Annotated in this window: 12 protein-coding genes; 3 read left to right on the forward strand and 9 right to left on the reverse strand. The window is 61.5% G+C overall.

Annotated features, from left to right (window positions below):
- Positions 1-48: 48 nt before the first annotated feature.
- The 7 genes from glmM to eccCa all read right to left on the reverse strand — a co-directional run bounded on the left by glmM (position 49) and on the right by eccCa (position 9,188).
- Complete coding sequence (gene glmM, locus FFI94_RS20910; RefSeq protein WP_138869513.1) at positions 49-1,392, reverse strand: phosphoglucosamine mutase; 1,344 nt, start codon at positions 1,390-1,392, stop codon at positions 49-51.
- Between the two features lie 145 nt (positions 1,393-1,537).
- Positions 1,538-2,047 carry a 30S ribosomal protein S9 gene (gene rpsI / locus FFI94_RS20915; protein ID WP_033231346.1) on the reverse strand — a complete coding sequence of 170 codons (510 nt, stop codon included), beginning with the start codon at positions 2,045-2,047 and terminating at the stop codon, positions 1,538-1,540.
- On the reverse strand, positions 2,044-2,487 hold the full coding sequence (gene rplM / locus FFI94_RS20920; protein ID WP_033231347.1) for a 50S ribosomal protein L13: 444 nt from the start codon (positions 2,485-2,487) through the stop codon (positions 2,044-2,046). The genes rpsI and rplM overlap by 4 nt, the downstream gene beginning before the upstream one ends.
- A gap of 321 nt (positions 2,488-2,808) precedes the next feature.
- Entirely contained in the window at positions 2,809-3,105 is a 297-nt protein-coding gene (locus FFI94_RS20925; RefSeq protein ID WP_138869514.1) for a WXG100 family type VII secretion target, read from the reverse strand.
- A 117-nt stretch (positions 3,106-3,222) separates the two neighbouring features.
- On the reverse strand, positions 3,223-3,528 hold the full coding sequence (locus tag FFI94_RS20930) for a WXG100 family type VII secretion target (RefSeq protein WP_138869515.1): 306 nt from the start codon (positions 3,526-3,528) through the stop codon (positions 3,223-3,225).
- Positions 3,529-3,699: 171 nt separating this feature from the next.
- On the reverse strand, positions 3,700-5,196 hold the full coding sequence (locus tag FFI94_RS20935; protein WP_138869516.1) for a type VII secretion-associated protein: 1,497 nt from the start codon (positions 5,194-5,196) through the stop codon (positions 3,700-3,702).
- Positions 5,178-9,188, reverse strand: a complete 4,011-nt coding sequence (eccCa, locus tag FFI94_RS20940; protein WP_138869517.1) for a type VII secretion protein EccCa — start codon at positions 9,186-9,188, stop codon at positions 5,178-5,180. Before eccCa ends, FFI94_RS20935 begins: the two co-directional genes overlap by 19 nt.
- 244 nt (positions 9,189-9,432) lie before the next feature.
- Between eccCa and eccD the strand changes: the two genes are divergently transcribed.
- Both eccD and mycP read left to right on the forward strand, forming a co-directional pair.
- Positions 9,433-10,899, forward strand: coding sequence for a type VII secretion integral membrane protein EccD (eccD, locus tag FFI94_RS20945; protein WP_138869518.1), 1,467 nt, complete (start codon positions 9,433-9,435; stop codon positions 10,897-10,899).
- 17 nt (positions 10,900-10,916) lie between these two features.
- The gene (gene mycP / locus FFI94_RS20950) at positions 10,917-12,335 is read left to right on the forward strand and encodes a type VII secretion-associated serine protease mycosin (protein WP_185993271.1); all 1,419 of its coding nucleotides are present in this window, start codon (positions 10,917-10,919) and stop codon (positions 12,333-12,335) included.
- Here the strand turns inward: mycP and FFI94_RS20955 are convergent.
- A complete protein-coding gene (locus FFI94_RS20955) occupies positions 12,314-14,440 on the reverse strand; it encodes an ABC transporter permease (RefSeq protein ID WP_138869519.1) in 2,127 nt (708 codons plus the stop codon). The genes mycP and FFI94_RS20955 overlap by 22 nt on opposite strands.
- 154 nt (positions 14,441-14,594) lie before the next feature.
- On the opposite strand from FFI94_RS20955, the gene FFI94_RS20960 reads away from it, so the two are divergent.
- Entirely contained in the window at positions 14,595-15,245 is a 651-nt protein-coding gene (locus FFI94_RS20960; protein ID WP_138869520.1) for a TetR/AcrR family transcriptional regulator, read from the forward strand.
- Here FFI94_RS20960 and eccB read toward each other — a convergent pair.
- Positions 15,238-16,701 (reverse strand): type VII secretion protein EccB, encoded by a 1,464-nt coding sequence (gene eccB, locus FFI94_RS20965; protein ID WP_138869521.1) that lies wholly within the window; start codon positions 16,699-16,701, stop codon positions 15,238-15,240. The genes FFI94_RS20960 and eccB overlap by 8 nt on opposite strands.
- Positions 16,702-16,739 lie beyond the last annotated feature (38 nt).

Raw genomic sequence — 16,739 nt, forward strand, 5'->3', positions numbered from 1 at the left:
CCTCGAAAGTTCAGTTCCCCACAGGATCGACGATCACGCTACGTACCGCTACACCGCTGCGACGGTTTCCGCCAGCTCGTCGGCAAGCTTGCGTGCCACACCGAGATCTGCAGCTTCGACCATCACACGCACCAATTGTTCGGTACCCGATGGCCGAAGCAGAACACGGCCACCGTCACCGAGGACACGCTCTGCATCGGCGACCGCAGCCATCACCGAGGTCGCTGCGGCAACTGCTGCCTTGTCGTCTACCCTCACATTCACCAAGACCTGCGGAAGCGACGTCATCGTTGCGGCGAGCTGCGACGACGACTTACCCGTCTGCGCCATCCTGGCCAGCAACCGAAGTCCGGTGAGCACGCCGTCTCCGGTGGTTCCGAATCCGGGGAACACGACGTGTCCGGACTGTTCGCCGCCCAGACTGTAGCCACCGGTACGGAGTTCTTCCAGCACATAACGGTCACCGACCGCGGCTGTGACAACGTCGATGCCCGCTGCCCGCATCGCAAGATGCAGTCCCAAGTTGCTCATGACAGTCGCCACGAGTGTGTTGTCGACCAATTCTCCGGATTCGTGCATCGCCACTGCCAGCACGGCCATGATCACGTCACCGTCGATCACTGCCCCGGTCTCGTCGACAGCAAGGCAACGGTCTGCGTCACCGTCGTGGGCAAGACCAAGATCTGCCCCGTGCTCGACCACTGCTTTCTGCAGATTCTCCAGGTGAGTGGATCCACAACCGTCGTTGATGTTGAGGCCATCTGGTTCAGCGCTGATCGCGATCACGCTCGCACCCGCGGCACGATAGGCCGCGGGGCCGACCTCGGAGGCTGCCCCGTTTGCACAGTCCACAACAACGGTCAATCCGTCGAGCGGCTGGGCAAGTGCGGTGCCGAGATGCTGCAAGTAGAGCGCGGCGGCATCACTGACCGGGCGCACTCGACCGATACCCGCGCCGGTCGGCAGCTTCGGCGCCACACCACCGTCGATGGCGGCCTCGATGGCGGCCTCGACATCGTCGTCGAGCTTGTGTCCACCAGCAGCAAAGATCTTGATGCCGTTGTCCGGCATCGGATTGTGAGAGGCGGAAATCATCACGCCGAGACTCGCATCGAACACACCGGTCAGATAGGCAACTGCCGGGGTCGGCAGAACGCCGACATCCAGGACGTCGATGCCGGCCGACGTCAGCCCCGCGGTGACAGCAGCCTGGAGCATTTCACCGCTCGCACGAGGATCGCGTCCGACGACGGCAGTCGGGCGGGTCCCGCCACCGGTTGTTTCAGCTGTCAGAACGTGCGCCGCCGCGATCGACAATCGCAGCGCAAGATCCGCCGTCAGATCGCCATTGGCCAACCCGCGCACACCATCAGTTCCGAACAACCGCCCCATCGAACAACTCCCTGAATATCTCGTGCGAGTTCTGTGGAATATCTTTCCCGAAAAAACACAAGAGCAGGCGTCCGGTAACGATGGACGCCTGCTCTCGAGTCGAACAGGTGCCGAAGCAGACCAGTCGGTCAACCTCGGCGAAGCATCAACGCTTCGAGTACTGCGATGCCTTACGTGCCTTCTTCAGTCCGTACTTCTTACGCTCGACTGCGCGGGCGTCACGGGTCAGGAAGCCGGCCTTCTTGAGTGCCGGACGATCATCGGGGGTGACCTCGATGAGCGCACGAGCGATAGCCAGACGCAATGCGCCTGCCTGACCGGACGGTCCGCCACCGTGCAGCAGTGCAACGATGTCGAAGGACTCGGGACGCTCAACCGTAACCAGCGGAGCCTTGATCAGCTGCTGGTGCACCTTGTTCGGGAAGTAATCCTCGATGGTGCGGCCGTTGAGCTTGAACTGGCCGGTGCCGGGAATCATGCGGACGCGGACGACCGCTTCCTTACGACGACCAACGGTCTGGATCGGGCGATCGATGACGATCGGTGCCAGCGTAGCCGCTGCAACCTCTTCGACGACCTCGACTGCTTCGGCGGCGAATTCTTCCACTGCCTCGATGTTTTCTTCGGTCACGTTCTGCTCTTCCGGCGATGTCACTGTGCGACCTGCTTGATCTCGAACGGCACCGGCTGCTGCGCGGTGTGGGGGTGATTCGGGCCCGCGTAGACCTTCAGCTTGCTGCTCATCGCGCGACCAAGCTTGGTCTTCGGGAGCATGCCGACGATGGCCTTCTCCACGAGGCGATCGGGGGTCCGGTCGAGGACCTCTCCGACGGTGCGGGACTTCAGACCACCCGGGAAACCGGAGTGGTGGTAGACCTTCTTGCCTACGAGCTTGTTGCCGCTGATGGCAACCTTCTCAGCGTTGATGACGACGACGAAGTCGCCACCATCGATGTGCGGAGCGTAGGTGGGCTTGTGCTTACCGCGCAGCAAGGTCGCTGCCTGAACGGCAAGACGGCCCAGCACCACGTCGGTGGCGTCGATGACGTGCCACGTGTGGGTCACATCTCCGGCCTTCGGGGTGTACGTAGACACAGAACTTCCTCGTCTTAATTCATTCCACTGCTGACCATGTGCGTATCGCATAGACAATTCTCGGCGGCCAGTTGAGACCCGAGAACCGCTGGACCCTGCGCATCGAGTTCCGGGAATCGAACGTGCAATCGAACACACGAACACACGATCAAACATCCGGACATCAACATGCGGAGGCCTACGGCACGCCACCGATAGACGATACCGGTAGCACCTGTCTCCGGTCAAAGAGACTCCGGACCACCCCACCCCAAGAGCTTTCTACCCCGACGACCGATTGCTCGTCGGGGTAGAGAGCGGAACACGATATTCGGCGTGAGGTCAGCGTCCGAAGCCGTTCGCTGCCGCACGATCAGCGTCGCGCATCGAATCGGAACCATTCGCAGTTGCGTTGGCAATCTGGGCCAGCACGATGTTCAACTCTTCCGACGCCTGTCCCCACCGACGCTGCGCGTCGTTCCACGCCTCCGAACCCGCGCCTTCCCATCCCGCCTGCAGGTTGTCGACAACAACCTTGATCTCACCCTGCTTGTCGTTGATTGCCTGCGCCTGACGCTTCATTTCGTCGGACAGCATGGCAAGTCCGCCGAAGTCGTACCTGATCATGTTCTCGCTCATAACCACTCCCATTCCACTTTTGCGTCCACATCGAGTCTGATCTGTAAGGTCGTTCACATCCGGGTCGATCTGAGTTATCTCACCGAATGTTCCTGCGCGGAGCCTGATTCAGAGCGCTCAGGACATGTTGACGGTCGCGCCGCGCAACGAGCTCACGTTGTCGGATTCTGCGCTGTCGAATGTTCCTGCCGACTGTTTGATCTGCTCACAGATATCGCCCAGCGCGGTGTCGAGTTTCATGGCAGCGTTGTTGTAGCGCACCATGATGTCTGCGTATTCGGTGTGTGCACTGCCCTTCCACGAACCGCTCGACGCCTCCGCTTCGGATCGAACAGCATTCACCAGTCCTCTGATGTCACCCAAATGGCCGTCGATGACATTCGACGAACTGATCAATTCAGCGGTTGTTGCGGTAAAGCCCATGTCTTCCCCCTGGTTGTGACGTGCATGCGCGGTGTCGGCGGTGGCTCACATCCGGCGGACCTTCTCTGGCGACAAACACCTGATGTGCGCTACACATACTTGGACGCCGCTTACTCGCAGACGGTTCCGACGGTTCGAAACAAATTTCGCGCGTCAGTTCACGTAAGCCAGTCAGTTCACGTAGGACAGGGATTCGACGATCTGAATGCACTCCGGCTCGAGCGCATCCCATTCACCGACGATGTACTGGCACCCGATGCTCACCTGCGTGCCCCGTTCGACAAATACCTGCCACCGAACTTCGGAGTATCCATCCGGAAATTCGCTGTACAACAGAACCTTTCGTCCGTCCGTCGCAACAGCGGACTCGAGGTTCCCGAAGCGGAGTGGATCCTCGATCGCGGCAAGTTGCTCACGTAGATCGACCTCGACTGCATCGAACTCGACGCCTGCCCGGAGTTCTTTCTCCACGATCACGATTTTGCGGTCGTTCCCCGACGGCGGAATCAAGTCCATCCGTCCTGCGGTCGATCGGTTCGGATCGGGCGCCCACCCCGCCGGCACTTCAACGATCACGTTGCCACCACCGAGCGGGATTGTCGTCGTTGCCGCGGCCGACGTAGTGGAAGGCACCGGTGCGCTCGGCTGCGTACTCCCCAGTGTGGTCGGCAGTGTCGTCGGCAGTACGGTCACCGACTCGACATCGGCGGACTGACCGTCAGCAGGTCGGGCTTGGACGGCAGTGCCTTCGACGCCGCGCCCGGTCGCGACCGCCACGCCTATCCCGAACAGTCCGACAACAACGACCAACACCGCCAGCGCCGGCCACCAGCGACGCGGGCGGTCACTCGAATCGGTCTGCGCGACTAGCGTTGACGGCGGCACCCACCGATCTCCGAATGCCGAGTTGTCGACGGCTCGCCCCGCCGAGTTTTCTGCCGTGACCGACTCCAGGCGCACCCGCGGATCCACGATCGCTCGGACGATCCGGCTCTCGTCGAGAACACGCACGCTCGCATAGCCGTGAATGCTTCGCGACCCACGCTCCAAGGACGACGCAATCGAATGCGAATGCCGCCCGACAACTACCACGGAGTCTCGAACAGTCAGTTCCTCGAATTCGCCGAACACCTGTGGCAATTCCGGCAGTGATCTGCGCTGAGTACTCAGGATCGTGACGTCTCCGTCGAAGTCGCGCACACACGAAACGACTGCGTCACCACCGCGGATCTCTACCACTATGCACCTCGCCCGCCAGCTACCGCGGGTAGCACGGGCAATCGCAATCGCGGTCGGTACCAGGACGACGTCATACGCGACCCGGCGCGCAGCGTCGAGCAAACGCCCCTTCCGTGTATTCCCCCACTCGGTCGGATAGCTCAGATACAACACATCCACATCGGCCAGACCGCAACCTTGCACAGCATGCTGAATCAAGTGCACCAGTTCGAGGTCGGTAGGCGCGATTCGGCCACCGATCTCCATGTAGTTGTCGTCGATGAAATCGAGCGGATTGACAGCAGGCAACGCGGCGGCAGGCGACGAATGCTGCTCGGTGTCTACTCTGCAACAGAATTCGCGCTGTCCTGTTGCCGACCACGCGTGCAGTGAACCTATGTGAACGGAGACCGACAACGTATGACCCGGTGTCACAGCGGTGGCATCCACGGTAGCTGCACCAGCTGGGTCCGCGACCGAGAAACGTAGGTACCCCGTCCCTGCGGCATCTCCACACCGCGCACGGCGCCAACCAGATTTCCCTCGTCACGGCTGCCGCTCATCACGACGCCGGCCGGAGCCATGTCGCGGATTCGGGCAATCACCGGCTCGAACAGCGCTCGCCCTGCCCCGCCGGATCGTCGTGCGATCACCAGATGCAGTCCCACGTCTTTCGAGTGGGGAATGAACTCGAGTAGTGCCGCGACCGGATTGCCGGTGGATGTTGCCACCAGGTCGTAGTCATCGATGATCACGTAGATTTCCGGTCCCGACCACCACGAGCGTTCTCTCAGTTGTTGTTGCGTCGTATCCGAATTCGGCATTCTGCCGCCGACAATCCGAGCAAGGTCCGCCATCAGTTCACCGAATGTCACTGTTGAGGCCGAGTATCCACCGAGGTGATTGCCGTCGACGACACCCAACATCGAATGCCGGTAGTCACCGATGATCAATTTTGCCTGCGCCGGCGTGTTCGATGCCATGATTCCTTCTGCGATGCCGCGGAGCAGCGACGTCTTCCCGCAGGCGGTATCGCCGAATATCAGGAGGTGCGGGTGCTCTGCGAAGTCCATGTAGACGGGTTCGAGGTCGGTTTCGCCCAACCCGATAGGTACCTGCAAACACCGACCGTCTCCCGCGCTCGCCTGCGGCCACCTGCCTCCGACGGCCGTGAGAAGTTCTGCACGCGTGTATGATTCAGGAAGCATCCGAACCGGCGGAGCGGGTCGGGACGTCGACATAGCTGCAATGCGCATCACTGCATCGGATACCGCGGCACTGAGTTCTACGCTGCTGGAGATACCATCCATTCGCGGAAGCCCGGTCAACAGGTGAAGCCCTTCACGCGTGATTCCGCGCCCCGCATGACGTTCCGGAACCAGATTTGCTTTCTGACGTCCCGCGTCGGAGTCTCCCGGGTCACCCAGACGAAGTTCGATTCGTGTGCCGAGCTGATCTTTCAATGCCGGCCGAATATCTGCCCACCTCGGCGCGGTGACCATGACGTGGACCCCGAACGATAATCCCTGCGCCGCAAGAATATTGATCGTCCCTTCCAGAGACTCGAAGTCGGAACGAACGCTTGGCCACCCGTCGATCACCAGGAAGACATCACCGAATCTATCGCGCTCGAGACCGGCCGCGACGCCTACTCCCCGAGGATCGGCAGCGCGCAACCGCCGGAATTCGACCATCGAATCGATACCGAGATCACGGAAGAGTCGTTCCCGCTGTTGCACTACCGTCGCAACCTCCGCGACTGTTCGCCGGACCCTGTCCTCGTCGAGACGATTTGCCACCGAACCGACGTGCGGAAGGTCCCGCAGTCCCAGCAAAGTTCCGCCGCCGAAATCGAGGCAATAGAACTGCACCTGCTCCGAAGTGTGCGTCAAAGCAAACGCCATGATCAGAGTCCGCAGTGCCGTCGATTTCCCCGACTGCGGGCCGCCGACGATCGCTACATTTCCGGTCGACCCGTTGAGATCGACGACAAGTGGGTCGCGCCGCTGATCGAACGGCCTGTCGACAATTCCGAACGCTGCACTCAGACTGCCGCGGGGCAGATTCGGATCACGTGACACGGCGCGCGGAAGAAGCTGGTCGAGTGTCGGGGACGCGGAGAGTGGAGGAAGCCACACTTCATGCGCGCGCGGACCGTACTCCTTGATCCTGTCGACGAGAACTCCCATGAGCGTCCGTGATTCGTCACCGGCTTCCCCCATATCGACGAAGTCCGGCTCCACCGCATCCTCCGGGACGTGATCACTGATCACCGTCGCAGCAGTGAACAACACCGGAGCCAGAGCAACAGCTTGTTCCGTCGCAAGACGCGTCGGCGCAATCCTCGCGCCCTCGTAGGGTCCGGAGACGTACGCGCCTTGAAAGCGCACGATCTCGGCTGAATCTGCTTTCACGTATCCGGCGCCTGGATTTCCGGGTAGGTAGTACGCGTCGGGTACGCCCAATACTGTTCGAGACTCGTTGGCGGAAAACGTCTTCAATCCGATTCGGTACGACAGATGACTGTCGAGCCCACGCAACTTCCCTTCGTCCAGACGTTGACTGGCAAGCAGCAGATGGATGTGCAACGATCGACCAAGCCGTCCTATCGCCACGAACAGGTCGGCGAATTCCGGTTGCTGACTGAGCAATTCGGAGAACTCGTCCACTACGACGAACAGGGCAGGTAGCGGGTCCAGAGCGGCGCCCGCCACCCGCGCTTTCTCGTAGTCCGACACATTTGCGAAGTTTCCCGCAGACCGGAGGAGTTCTTGGCGGCGGTTCATTTCACCGGCAAGTGCGTCGCGCATTCGATCGACCATGGCCAGTTCTTCGGCAAGGTTGGTGATGACGGCCGCAACGTGCGGCGCGTCTTCGAGACCGAGGAACGTGGCCCCACCTTTGAAATCCACGAGGACAAGATTCAGTGCGTTCGGCGAGTGTGTCGCAATCAACCCCAGTACAAGCGTCCGTAGAAACTCCGATTTGCCCGAACCGGTTGCCCCGATACATAAACCGTGCGGCCCCATTCCGTTCTCAGCGGATTCCTTGAGGTCGAGTTCGACGGGTTGTCCGTCAGCGCCGACTCCGATCGGTACTCGCAGTCGATCACGCCCCTGACGAGGCAACCAGGCATGCTCGGGGTTGAACCGCGCCGCGTTTCCGATGCCCAGCATCTGACTCCACGACCGCGACGCCGTGTCGTCGTCCCCCGAATCGACGGCATTCTGTGAAGCAGCACGGTACGGCGCCATCCGCCGGCCGAAGGTCTGCGCGGTGGTCGTCGAGACGGAATCCGGGCGCGCGAACTTCTCCACTCCGGCACTGCTGACCGCGCCCACCTGATCAGGAGCGACCACCAGGCGCAAACCACGACTTGCGGACAACGACGACGAGAAACCGCACAGGTCCAGGATTGTCACCGAATCCAGACCTGATCCGGTCAACAGACCCGAATCGCCTTCCAACAATCCGCCGTCGACGACCACGACTATATGCGGAACGCCCGCCGTAGCGGGCGCGTTGCGCGAGTACCGTCCGCGCATCGAAAGTTGCTCACCCAGAGCACCTTCCAATTCGAGATAAGAGCCGTAGACCATCCGCGCCGCACCGGCACCGTCGTACGCCTCCGGATGCTGCGTGTGCGGCAACCATTTGACCCACTCCCATTGGGACTGCGTATCGGGGCCACACACCAGCGCGATCTGCAGTATGTCGGGTCCGTGAAAAGTGCACAGCTGCATCAGCATCGCTCTGACCAACGAACGGGCGGCGTCACGTTGACCTTCGAGGGCTATCGAAGCGAACCCTCGCAACGACACCGCAGTCGGAAGATCCTCGACCACAGAATGGGAACGGACGAATCGCCGAAGTGACACGGATGCAACCGGTTCGAGGTCTTCGACCGGCCCGGTCTCCGGTGAGATCAGACGTGTCGCCAATCTCTGACTGCCGAGGCCCACGCGTACGTGACAATAGTCGGGGTCCGTTATCTGACGCTCCCACATGCGTGACGTGCCCGCCAGTGTCCACAGCAACGACGGTTGCGGACTACTCCATTCGAGTGCCCGGCGTTGCGCCTGTCCGGTCTCGTCGACGTCGCGACGCAACTGATCGAGATAGCGAAGGTAGTCTTTGCGGTCTTCGTTTACCTCAGCGACGCGCGCGCCACCACTACGACCGCCACCGGCCAACATCCCGAGCATCGAGACCATCATCATGATCGGAAACAGCAATGACATGGGATTTCGCGCCATTCCTGATGCGAACATCAACGCGACCATTCCGATCATTGCCACCACCATCACCACTGGCAGCAATTTGGTGAGCAGATTTCCCGGAGTCGCACGAGGGATCTCGGGCGGCGCCTGCAAGGTCACCTCGCCGCCTGGCGCCCGCGGCGCCTCCCGCCGAGCTCGACGCAAAAATCTGACTGTACTCACTTCGCCCCCCCTACAGCGCTGCGATGTGTCCGATATCAATCGGACCGCCCCCACGGCACAAAGTCCACGCAACGAGAAGACACTAACCCATCGGGCCGACAAGACCTTGGCGTGCAACCGTTCTACTAGGCAATGACGGCAGCAATTCCCAGTCCGGTGTCGTATGGTTCCGATAAAGAAGGGGTGACGCGAACGGGGAATCGCGTCGAAGGTGGGGTTCGACAGTGAACGGTGGGGTTGATTCATGAGCATATCGGCAACTGACACGGCGCCGGCGGCGTCAGGTGATCGTCGAACAGCACCGTCGGCAGAGCTGTGTCGACTGACAGTTCTCTCGGCACACTCGCAGGTCGATCTTGCAGTACCGCTGCGCATTCCGCTCACACTGGTCATTCCCGGCATAGTCGACACTATTCGAAGCCACAGCGGTTCCAATGATTTCGACACGGTATCCGAACAATTCGAACCGACAGACTGGACCCTGTCCAAGGTCGGCCGCGCACCCCTCTCCGGCACGCTCTCACTTCACGAGCATGGAATCCGTGACGGAGAACTGCTCGTTCTCGAAGCCGCAGACGCTGCGGCTCCGCCGCCACTGTTCGACGACATCATGTACACCGTCGCCGCCACCGATGCTCATACCTATCGACGGTGGACACCGGTGGCTGCACGGATCACCGGCTCCGTGATCGCTGTCCTCGCATCGTTGCTCGGCTCGGCTGCGTTGATCGTCGGCGAAACCGGAATACCCGGTGCTACTTGCGCTTTCATTACATCCATTGTGCTGACCATTGCGTCGATCGTGTCGGCCCGCGTCTACCATGACAGTGGTAGCGCCCTGGTCCTCGGCTGCGCCGGGGTTCCACTCGCATTCACCGCCGGTCTCCTTGTCGTTCCCGACGAACTCCAAGCGCCGCACCTTCTCATGGGTTCCGTGCTCGTCGCATCGGTGGCATTACTATGCCTGCGTCTGTGTGGCGTCGGATTAGCCACATTCACAGCACTTTTCGGCATCTCGTCGGCGGCAACGGCAGCTACTGCGGTCGCAACGCTGCTTCCACGCGTTTCGCTGGACACGATCAGTGCAGTCGCCATCGCACTCGCGCTCATCGCGCTAGCCTACGCGGCCCGGCTCTCGATGATTCTTGCCAAGCTTCCGCTGCCTCCAGTGCCGGTACCCGCAAATCCGTTGGACGAGGCTCGTGATCTTGTCACCGAACCCGAAATGCCGAATTTCGATGAATTGACTGAGCGAACCGGACGCGCCCGCAGTTACCTGACCGGTTTGGTGGTTGCGACATCCGCGACAGCGATGACCGGGGCGCTGAGTGTGGCCGCAGTCCATACCGATAACGGAATCGCCTGGTCCGGCCTTGCCCTGGCCGGAGTTACCGCGGGCGTTCTGATGCTCCGCGGCCGCACATTTGCCGGTACCGCCCAGGCTGTTCCCCTCATCGCGTGCGGGGCGGCCATCGTGCTCGTTGTGCTGGGCGCACAGATCTGGTCGAGCAAGGACGACCCCGTCATAGTATTTGCCCTCGCCATGGCCGTTCTCATCCTGGCCCTGGTGCTGGGAATCCTCGCACCGAACCGGGTGTTCAGCCCGGTGATGCGACGGGTTGCAGAGTTGATCGACTTGGCTGCGATCGCGCTGATCGTGCCTCTGATTTGTTGGGTGACCGATCTGTTTTCGGTCATGCGCGGACTCTGAGCGTCGGACAGACACGCATGAATCGTGGAATATCCTGGACTGCAACACTCCTCGCCATGGCTGCACTCGCACTCTGTGCGGGGCAGGGCGTAGCCGTCGGCGCGATGCCGCCACCCATCGATCCGTTAATTCTTCCCGAGGACGGCCCCGCGGCGCCACCTCAGTCCACGCAACAACGCACACTGTGCGTCGCACCAGTATCAGGCGGCGACGGTGCCGATATCCCACCTGCCCAGCTGGACTTGGCATTCGACGCGGTCTGGCCGATCACCACAGGCACAGGGCAGCGTGTCGCGGTAATCGATACCGGAGTGAACCGTCATCCCCGACTTCCCAATCTGGAACCCGGTGGCGACTACGTGGGGACCGCCGACGGAACCGAGGACTGCGACGCACACGGTACGGTTGTCGCTGGGTTGATCGGGGCCCAACCGGTTACTGGGTCAGGCTTCTCCGGTGCCGCACCCGGCGCTACGATCATCACGATCCGACAGTCCAGCTCCGCGTATTCCCTTGCCGGCAGCCAGGACGATCCGAATATCGCCGAGAACTCGTCCGGGTACGGAAATGTCGACACGATGGCCATGGCTGTGCGTCACGCCGCCGACATGGGAGCCACCGTCATCAACATCTCGGAAGTTGCATGTAAGCCGGCGGCCGAGGGCATCAACGATCAACGCCTCGGTGCCGCGATCCAGTACGCCGCCGTCGTCAAGGACATCGTTGTCGTAGCCGCCGCGGGAAATGTCGGATCCGGCGGCTGCAAAACCCAGAATCCCCCACCCAACCCGCTGACACCTGGTGCAGACCTGTGGAACTCGGTCAACACGCTCGCGAGCCCTGCCTGGTATGACGACTTCGTACTGACCGTCGGATCCGTCGATCCCACCGGGGTGGCAAGTTCGTTCAGCCTCGGTGGACCCTGGGTCGACGTGGCCGCTCCCGGTACCGGAATCGTGTCACTCCATCCAACCGAAACTGGATTGACCAACGGAACGTACGGCCCGGACGGTGCCGTTCAAGCAATCAACGGGACAAGTTTTGCGGCCCCCTATGTCGCAGCAACCGCGGCGCTGGTTCGATCCCGCTACCCGGATATCACTGCTGCACAAGTAGTTCAGCGTATCGAGTCGACGGCCCATGCCCCGGCCGAGGGCTGGAACCCCTACGTCGGGCATGGGATAGTCGATCCGTTGGCAGCAGTCACAGCGCTGCCGAGCGACGCCGAAACCTATCCATTGGGCCACCACACCGCGACTTTAGCCGCGCTGCCCGTACCGCCGCCGCCGGACAATCGCGCGCGCGACGCGGCACTGCTCGGAGTCGCGGCCGTCGGTTCGCTCGGAGTCCTCGCCCTGCTGTCATCGTTTCCGATACGTCGTGTGTTTGCAGAGCGAGGACACCGTTCACGTCATCAGGAAACGGCAGAGAGCTGATCCTGAGGCAGATCCGTGTGCTCCGGAGGCAGATCCTCGGCCCGACCGGAACGAATCTTGTCGATCACCATGACGCACAGCAAGGAGGCAACGCCCCAGATCACAAACGTGATCAGATGCGAACCGACTGTGTCCGCGCCGAAGTACAGAATCGACCGAACCGACTCCACAGCAGCAGGCATCGGCAGGATGCCGTGCAGCACCCGGAATATCTCGGGTTCCATGTAGACCGACATCGCGCCACCCGACGCCGGAACCCCGAGGAACATCAAAATTGCAACCGCCGGGATGACTGCGAGGAGTCCGAGTAGCCGAACGAACACCGTCGTGAACAATGCCGTACAGAAAATTGCGACGATTCCGGTTCCCAAGAGTTGCCAGAAGTGCCCGTCGATCGCTCCGACTATCGGTCCGGCAATCGTCCAGATCACAGCGGACATGAAGACCGACCAGCCTGCGAGCACGGGGAGCAGGGTCCGCAGCTTCATCACAGTGGGCGCGGCACTACTCGCGACGACGATGATCATGAAGCCGGACATGATCCAGCCCATCGCGATGTACATGCTGACCGTGCCACTGGAATCGGAGCCGGCAAGCGGCGCGAGGTCCTGCGTGGTCAGCGGCACCTGCTGGCCCGCCGCAACCTTCGTGAAAACAGCGGCAACTGCTTGCTGCTGACTCACACCGGCAGCCTGGCTGGTGATCAAAGTCGCGGTCGGCGAATCAGCGGACGGCAGTGCGTACGCAGCGACCACCGTACGGTCCTGAACCAGGGCGCGAGCTTCGTCAACCGAATCGACTGCACGCAAATCGAACAAACCACCCAAATTCTGTTCAAGTCCGACGACGGCTTGCTCCGTATGCTCACTCGTCGCGGCTACCACGGCGACCGGCATGTCGCGGGGCGCCGGCTGATACATCGCACCGAGCATGACCGAGAGCATCAGCACAACCATGGCAAACGGGAAGAACGCGAGAGTGGCGTATCGAACCTTGTTGCTGGTGGGGCGTGCTCCCGCTGTCAACGACTCCATCGTCACCTCAGGAGTACCACCTTCAGGACTGCGACGACGTTTGAGCGCGTCGACACCCAAGGTCGCGAGAAGTGCCAACGCTGCGCCGAGAGCCAGGACGATCAGGTGCGAGCCGAGACCGTCGCCGCCGAAGTACAGCACCGATCGCAGAGCCTCACCCGTTGCCGCGGTGGGCAGGAAACCGTGCAGCGTCGCGTAGATCGACGGCAGGGTGTAGACCGACATTCCCATGTTCGACGCCGGGACTCCGAGCACCATGATGAACAGCATGCCGACCAGAACCGCCATCGGCCCGAATATCCGCGTGAGGAACAACTGCACCGAACCCACAGCAAAGACGGCCAGCCAGGAGATTCCGAGAACAGCCGCCGTATGTCCCTCCACTGCACCGAGAATCGGGCCCGTGACCAACCACACGAGCGCTGCGATCAGGGCAGACCATCCCGCTAGGAGTGGCACGACTCGACGGAATCGCAACAGCTCCGGCGAGTTCGACAGTGTGATGCTCAACGGCATGTAGCCCGCAAGCATGAGCGCTGTTGCCATGAACATCGCCGCCAGGCCAGCGGTGTCGTGGGCCGGAAGTGGAGCCAGATCCTCGACTGTCACGTTGAGCCCCTGCTCCAGCACTTGTGGGGCAACGAGACCGGTGACGGTCGAGACCTGGGCAGCGCCCGCCGCACTCGCGGTGTATACCGTTGCGGTGTCACCGCCCGCCGTGGGCAATGCCACAACTCCGGATACCTCACGGTCGAGAAGGAGTTGACGCGCTTCTTCCTCGCTGCCGACTACTCGCACGTCGACTGCTGACGGATCGGATGCTTCGAGCGCAGCAGCGAACTGATCGGCCTGCTGTATCGGCCCGGCAATCGCGATCGGCATGTTGTTCGGGGACGGCGCATGCATCGCAGCCAGATACCCCGTGATCATCATGCCGACCATCAGGAAGGGCAGCAGAATCATCGCGACGTATCGCCCGATCTGCTCTTTTCGGGCGCGAGCGGCAGCGGCTTCGGCGTCCGTGGACTCGCCTGGTGGATGCTCGGTTTCCGGCGATGCGGTGGTGGTCATAGTCGAACTCCTAAATTTCAAAAATTACGCTGCGCGTCTTAAAAAAATTACGCCGCATGACTTAGAATGGCAATCGGTAGAGTCGTGACGTTGGTCCCACTTCCGCGGCGTCGCGCCGGAAAGCCAGTCAGGGGACAAGTAGACGGAGGAAAAAATGGGGCAACACGGAGACCGGGTACGGCAGTCATTGCTGGACTCAGCAGAGGAACTCTTTGCCACCCACGGCATCGACGCCGTGTCGAACCGCCATATCGCCGAACACGCCGGCAACGCCAATCACTCCGCGGTGGCCTACCACTTCGGCGGACGCGACGAACTCATCCGAGCCCTCTTGGAGCGCCACGCGACCGAGACCAGAATGCGCCGCACAGAACTTGTCGCCGTCATGGGCGAGAATCCCGATCTCCGAGACTTGCTGAGCTGCCTCATTCTTCCGTGGACCGATCAGCTGGCGTCGTTGCCGCGGCCGAGCTGGCGTGCGCGCCTACTGCAACAATTGAGGTCCGTGCCATCGGGAATCGAGCTCATCTCCATGATGTCGGACCCGCTCGAAGATGACCTCATTCAGCAAACGAGAGCCTTCCTCGTGGACGTGCCACCACCCGTACTGGCCGGCCGGGCCTGGATCATGGGACGCATGGTCACCGACGTCTGCGCCCGGTACGAGTTGCTGGTCGAGCAAGATTCGATCGACCCGCACTGGACTGACTTGGCCTACTTCATCGTCGACGCTGCCGTGGGCATTCTGTCGGCGCCTGTTACCAGCGTCGGAGACTTTCTCAGCGTGCGTACGACAGCTAGTTGACCGGCGCCGCCGGAAACGGATCGGGTGCCATTCCATCATGTGCAACAAGGGCATTCGATCTGTCGAGCGACGGCCCCGAGGCCAATAACTCCAACATTTGCCAAGGCGCACGATCGGGGGGCCTCGACAGTCCGAGCGCCTTGGCCGAATCTTCGTTCGGCACGCCGTATTTCACGCCGGTATCGGCAACATAGAACACACTGTCGCGCCGAGTGCTATCCGTCTCGATCCCGGTCGCTTGAACAAATCCCCCCATACCCGGGGCAATGTAGGCAAAATCCAGCCGATCCCCCGAACCGTCCGCCTGCACCAGTGCAACCACCCTGGCGTCGGCAGCAATCGGCAAGTCGCTGCCGACGACCACACTCGAGCTCGCGGAGCTGCGCTGCGCCGCAACCGAGACCGGATCCGGTTTCCAGACAAGACAACTGACCGGAGCTGCGTCTTCGTTCACGACACTCGGGGCCACCGCCGGGAGTGCAGCAGTGGCAAGCTCATTCACCGAGGGAATGCGATTGATCGCATCTGGAGTCACAGTGGCAATCCCCGAGTCACCCTGCGAATCAGCGAAGTAGATCAGTTGCGCCACAGCTGAACCGACCTTCTGGATACCGTTCTCGAGCACGACGTAGTACATCATCTCAGCGCCGGCGGACACTTGAACAACAGATCCGACTGTCTTGTCCGCCAATGGATACCGCGGCACCGTACCAAGACCACGAATGGACGGAGCCTGGATGCGCGGAACCTCCGGGATTGCATTGAGCATGCCGATACTGATCGGCCGCGGCTCGATTCCTTCCAGTCCCAATGCTCGCGTGATCGCCGGATCGCCGATGTCGATCGCGGCCCGTTTCCCGTCGTAGACGAGAAAATGATCACCACCGGAACGCACGAGAAGCGCCTGATCAGAAGGCAAGTACGACGCCACGTCGCGCATCTCGGGTTCGCCGACCAGCACCGTCGAGGTTATGGATCGACTGCCGTCGGCGCCTACTGTGTCGCACACGGTCCAGGGCGCATTTGTCGGATCTGCCGCCTCCGGCAGTGCCGACGGCCCACCTGGTATCCCGACCAGCGCTCCCCGAGGCTTACCGTCGATTTCGGATTCCTTCACGATCGAAGGCTTGTCCGGCGAACCGATGATCAACCTCGCAGACGCAAGATTCAGAACCGGGTGAAATGTACCCTCCATTGCGACAAACATTGCACCCGAGTCTTTTCCGACCACGATGGTTGCGTCGGCAATCTTGTCCTGAGGCCGAAAAAGCGCAAGCACGCCGCACCCCGCAAGACCCAACGACGCCAGCACGATACCGACGACCAGAGCCCTCGATTGCGATCGCATCGGATCGTGCAACATCCGCACATCCCGCCTGACCAGTGCATGTTCCATGCGCCGCACCAGGAAGCGGTATCCGTTGACCTGCCATCGAGTTGTAGGTGTAGCAGCCATCTTTCCCCCCGTACCTGACATCCCCTGAGATGACACAG

It is taken from the genome of Rhodococcus sp. KBS0724 (assembly GCF_005938745.2).
GTDB lineage: Bacteria > Actinomycetota > Actinomycetes > Mycobacteriales > Mycobacteriaceae > Rhodococcus_F.

Bases quoted from the DNA above. Each gene is read 5' to 3' on its own strand.
- FFI94_RS20960 (WP_138869520.1), top strand. From the start codon at position 14,595: ATGGGGCAACACGGAGACCGGGTACGGCAGTCATTGCTGGACTCAGCA.
- FFI94_RS20925 (WP_138869514.1), bottom strand. From the start codon at position 3,105: ATGAGCGAGAACATGATCAGGTACGACTTCGGCGGACTTGCCATGCTG.
- eccB (WP_138869521.1), bottom strand. From the start codon at position 16,701: ATGGCTGCTACACCTACAACTCGATGGCAGGTCAACGGATACCGCTTC.
- FFI94_RS20955 (WP_138869519.1), bottom strand. From the start codon at position 14,440: ATGACCACCACCGCATCGCCGGAAACCGAGCATCCACCAGGCGAGTCC.
- glmM (WP_138869513.1), bottom strand. From the start codon at position 1,392: ATGGGGCGGTTGTTCGGAACTGATGGTGTGCGCGGGTTGGCCAATGGC.
- FFI94_RS20930 (WP_138869515.1), bottom strand. From the start codon at position 3,528: ATGGGCTTTACCGCAACAACCGCTGAATTGATCAGTTCGTCGAATGTC.
- eccD (WP_138869518.1), top strand. From the start codon at position 9,433: ATGAGCATATCGGCAACTGACACGGCGCCGGCGGCGTCAGGTGATCGT.
- mycP (WP_185993271.1), top strand. From the start codon at position 10,917: ATGAATCGTGGAATATCCTGGACTGCAACACTCCTCGCCATGGCTGCA.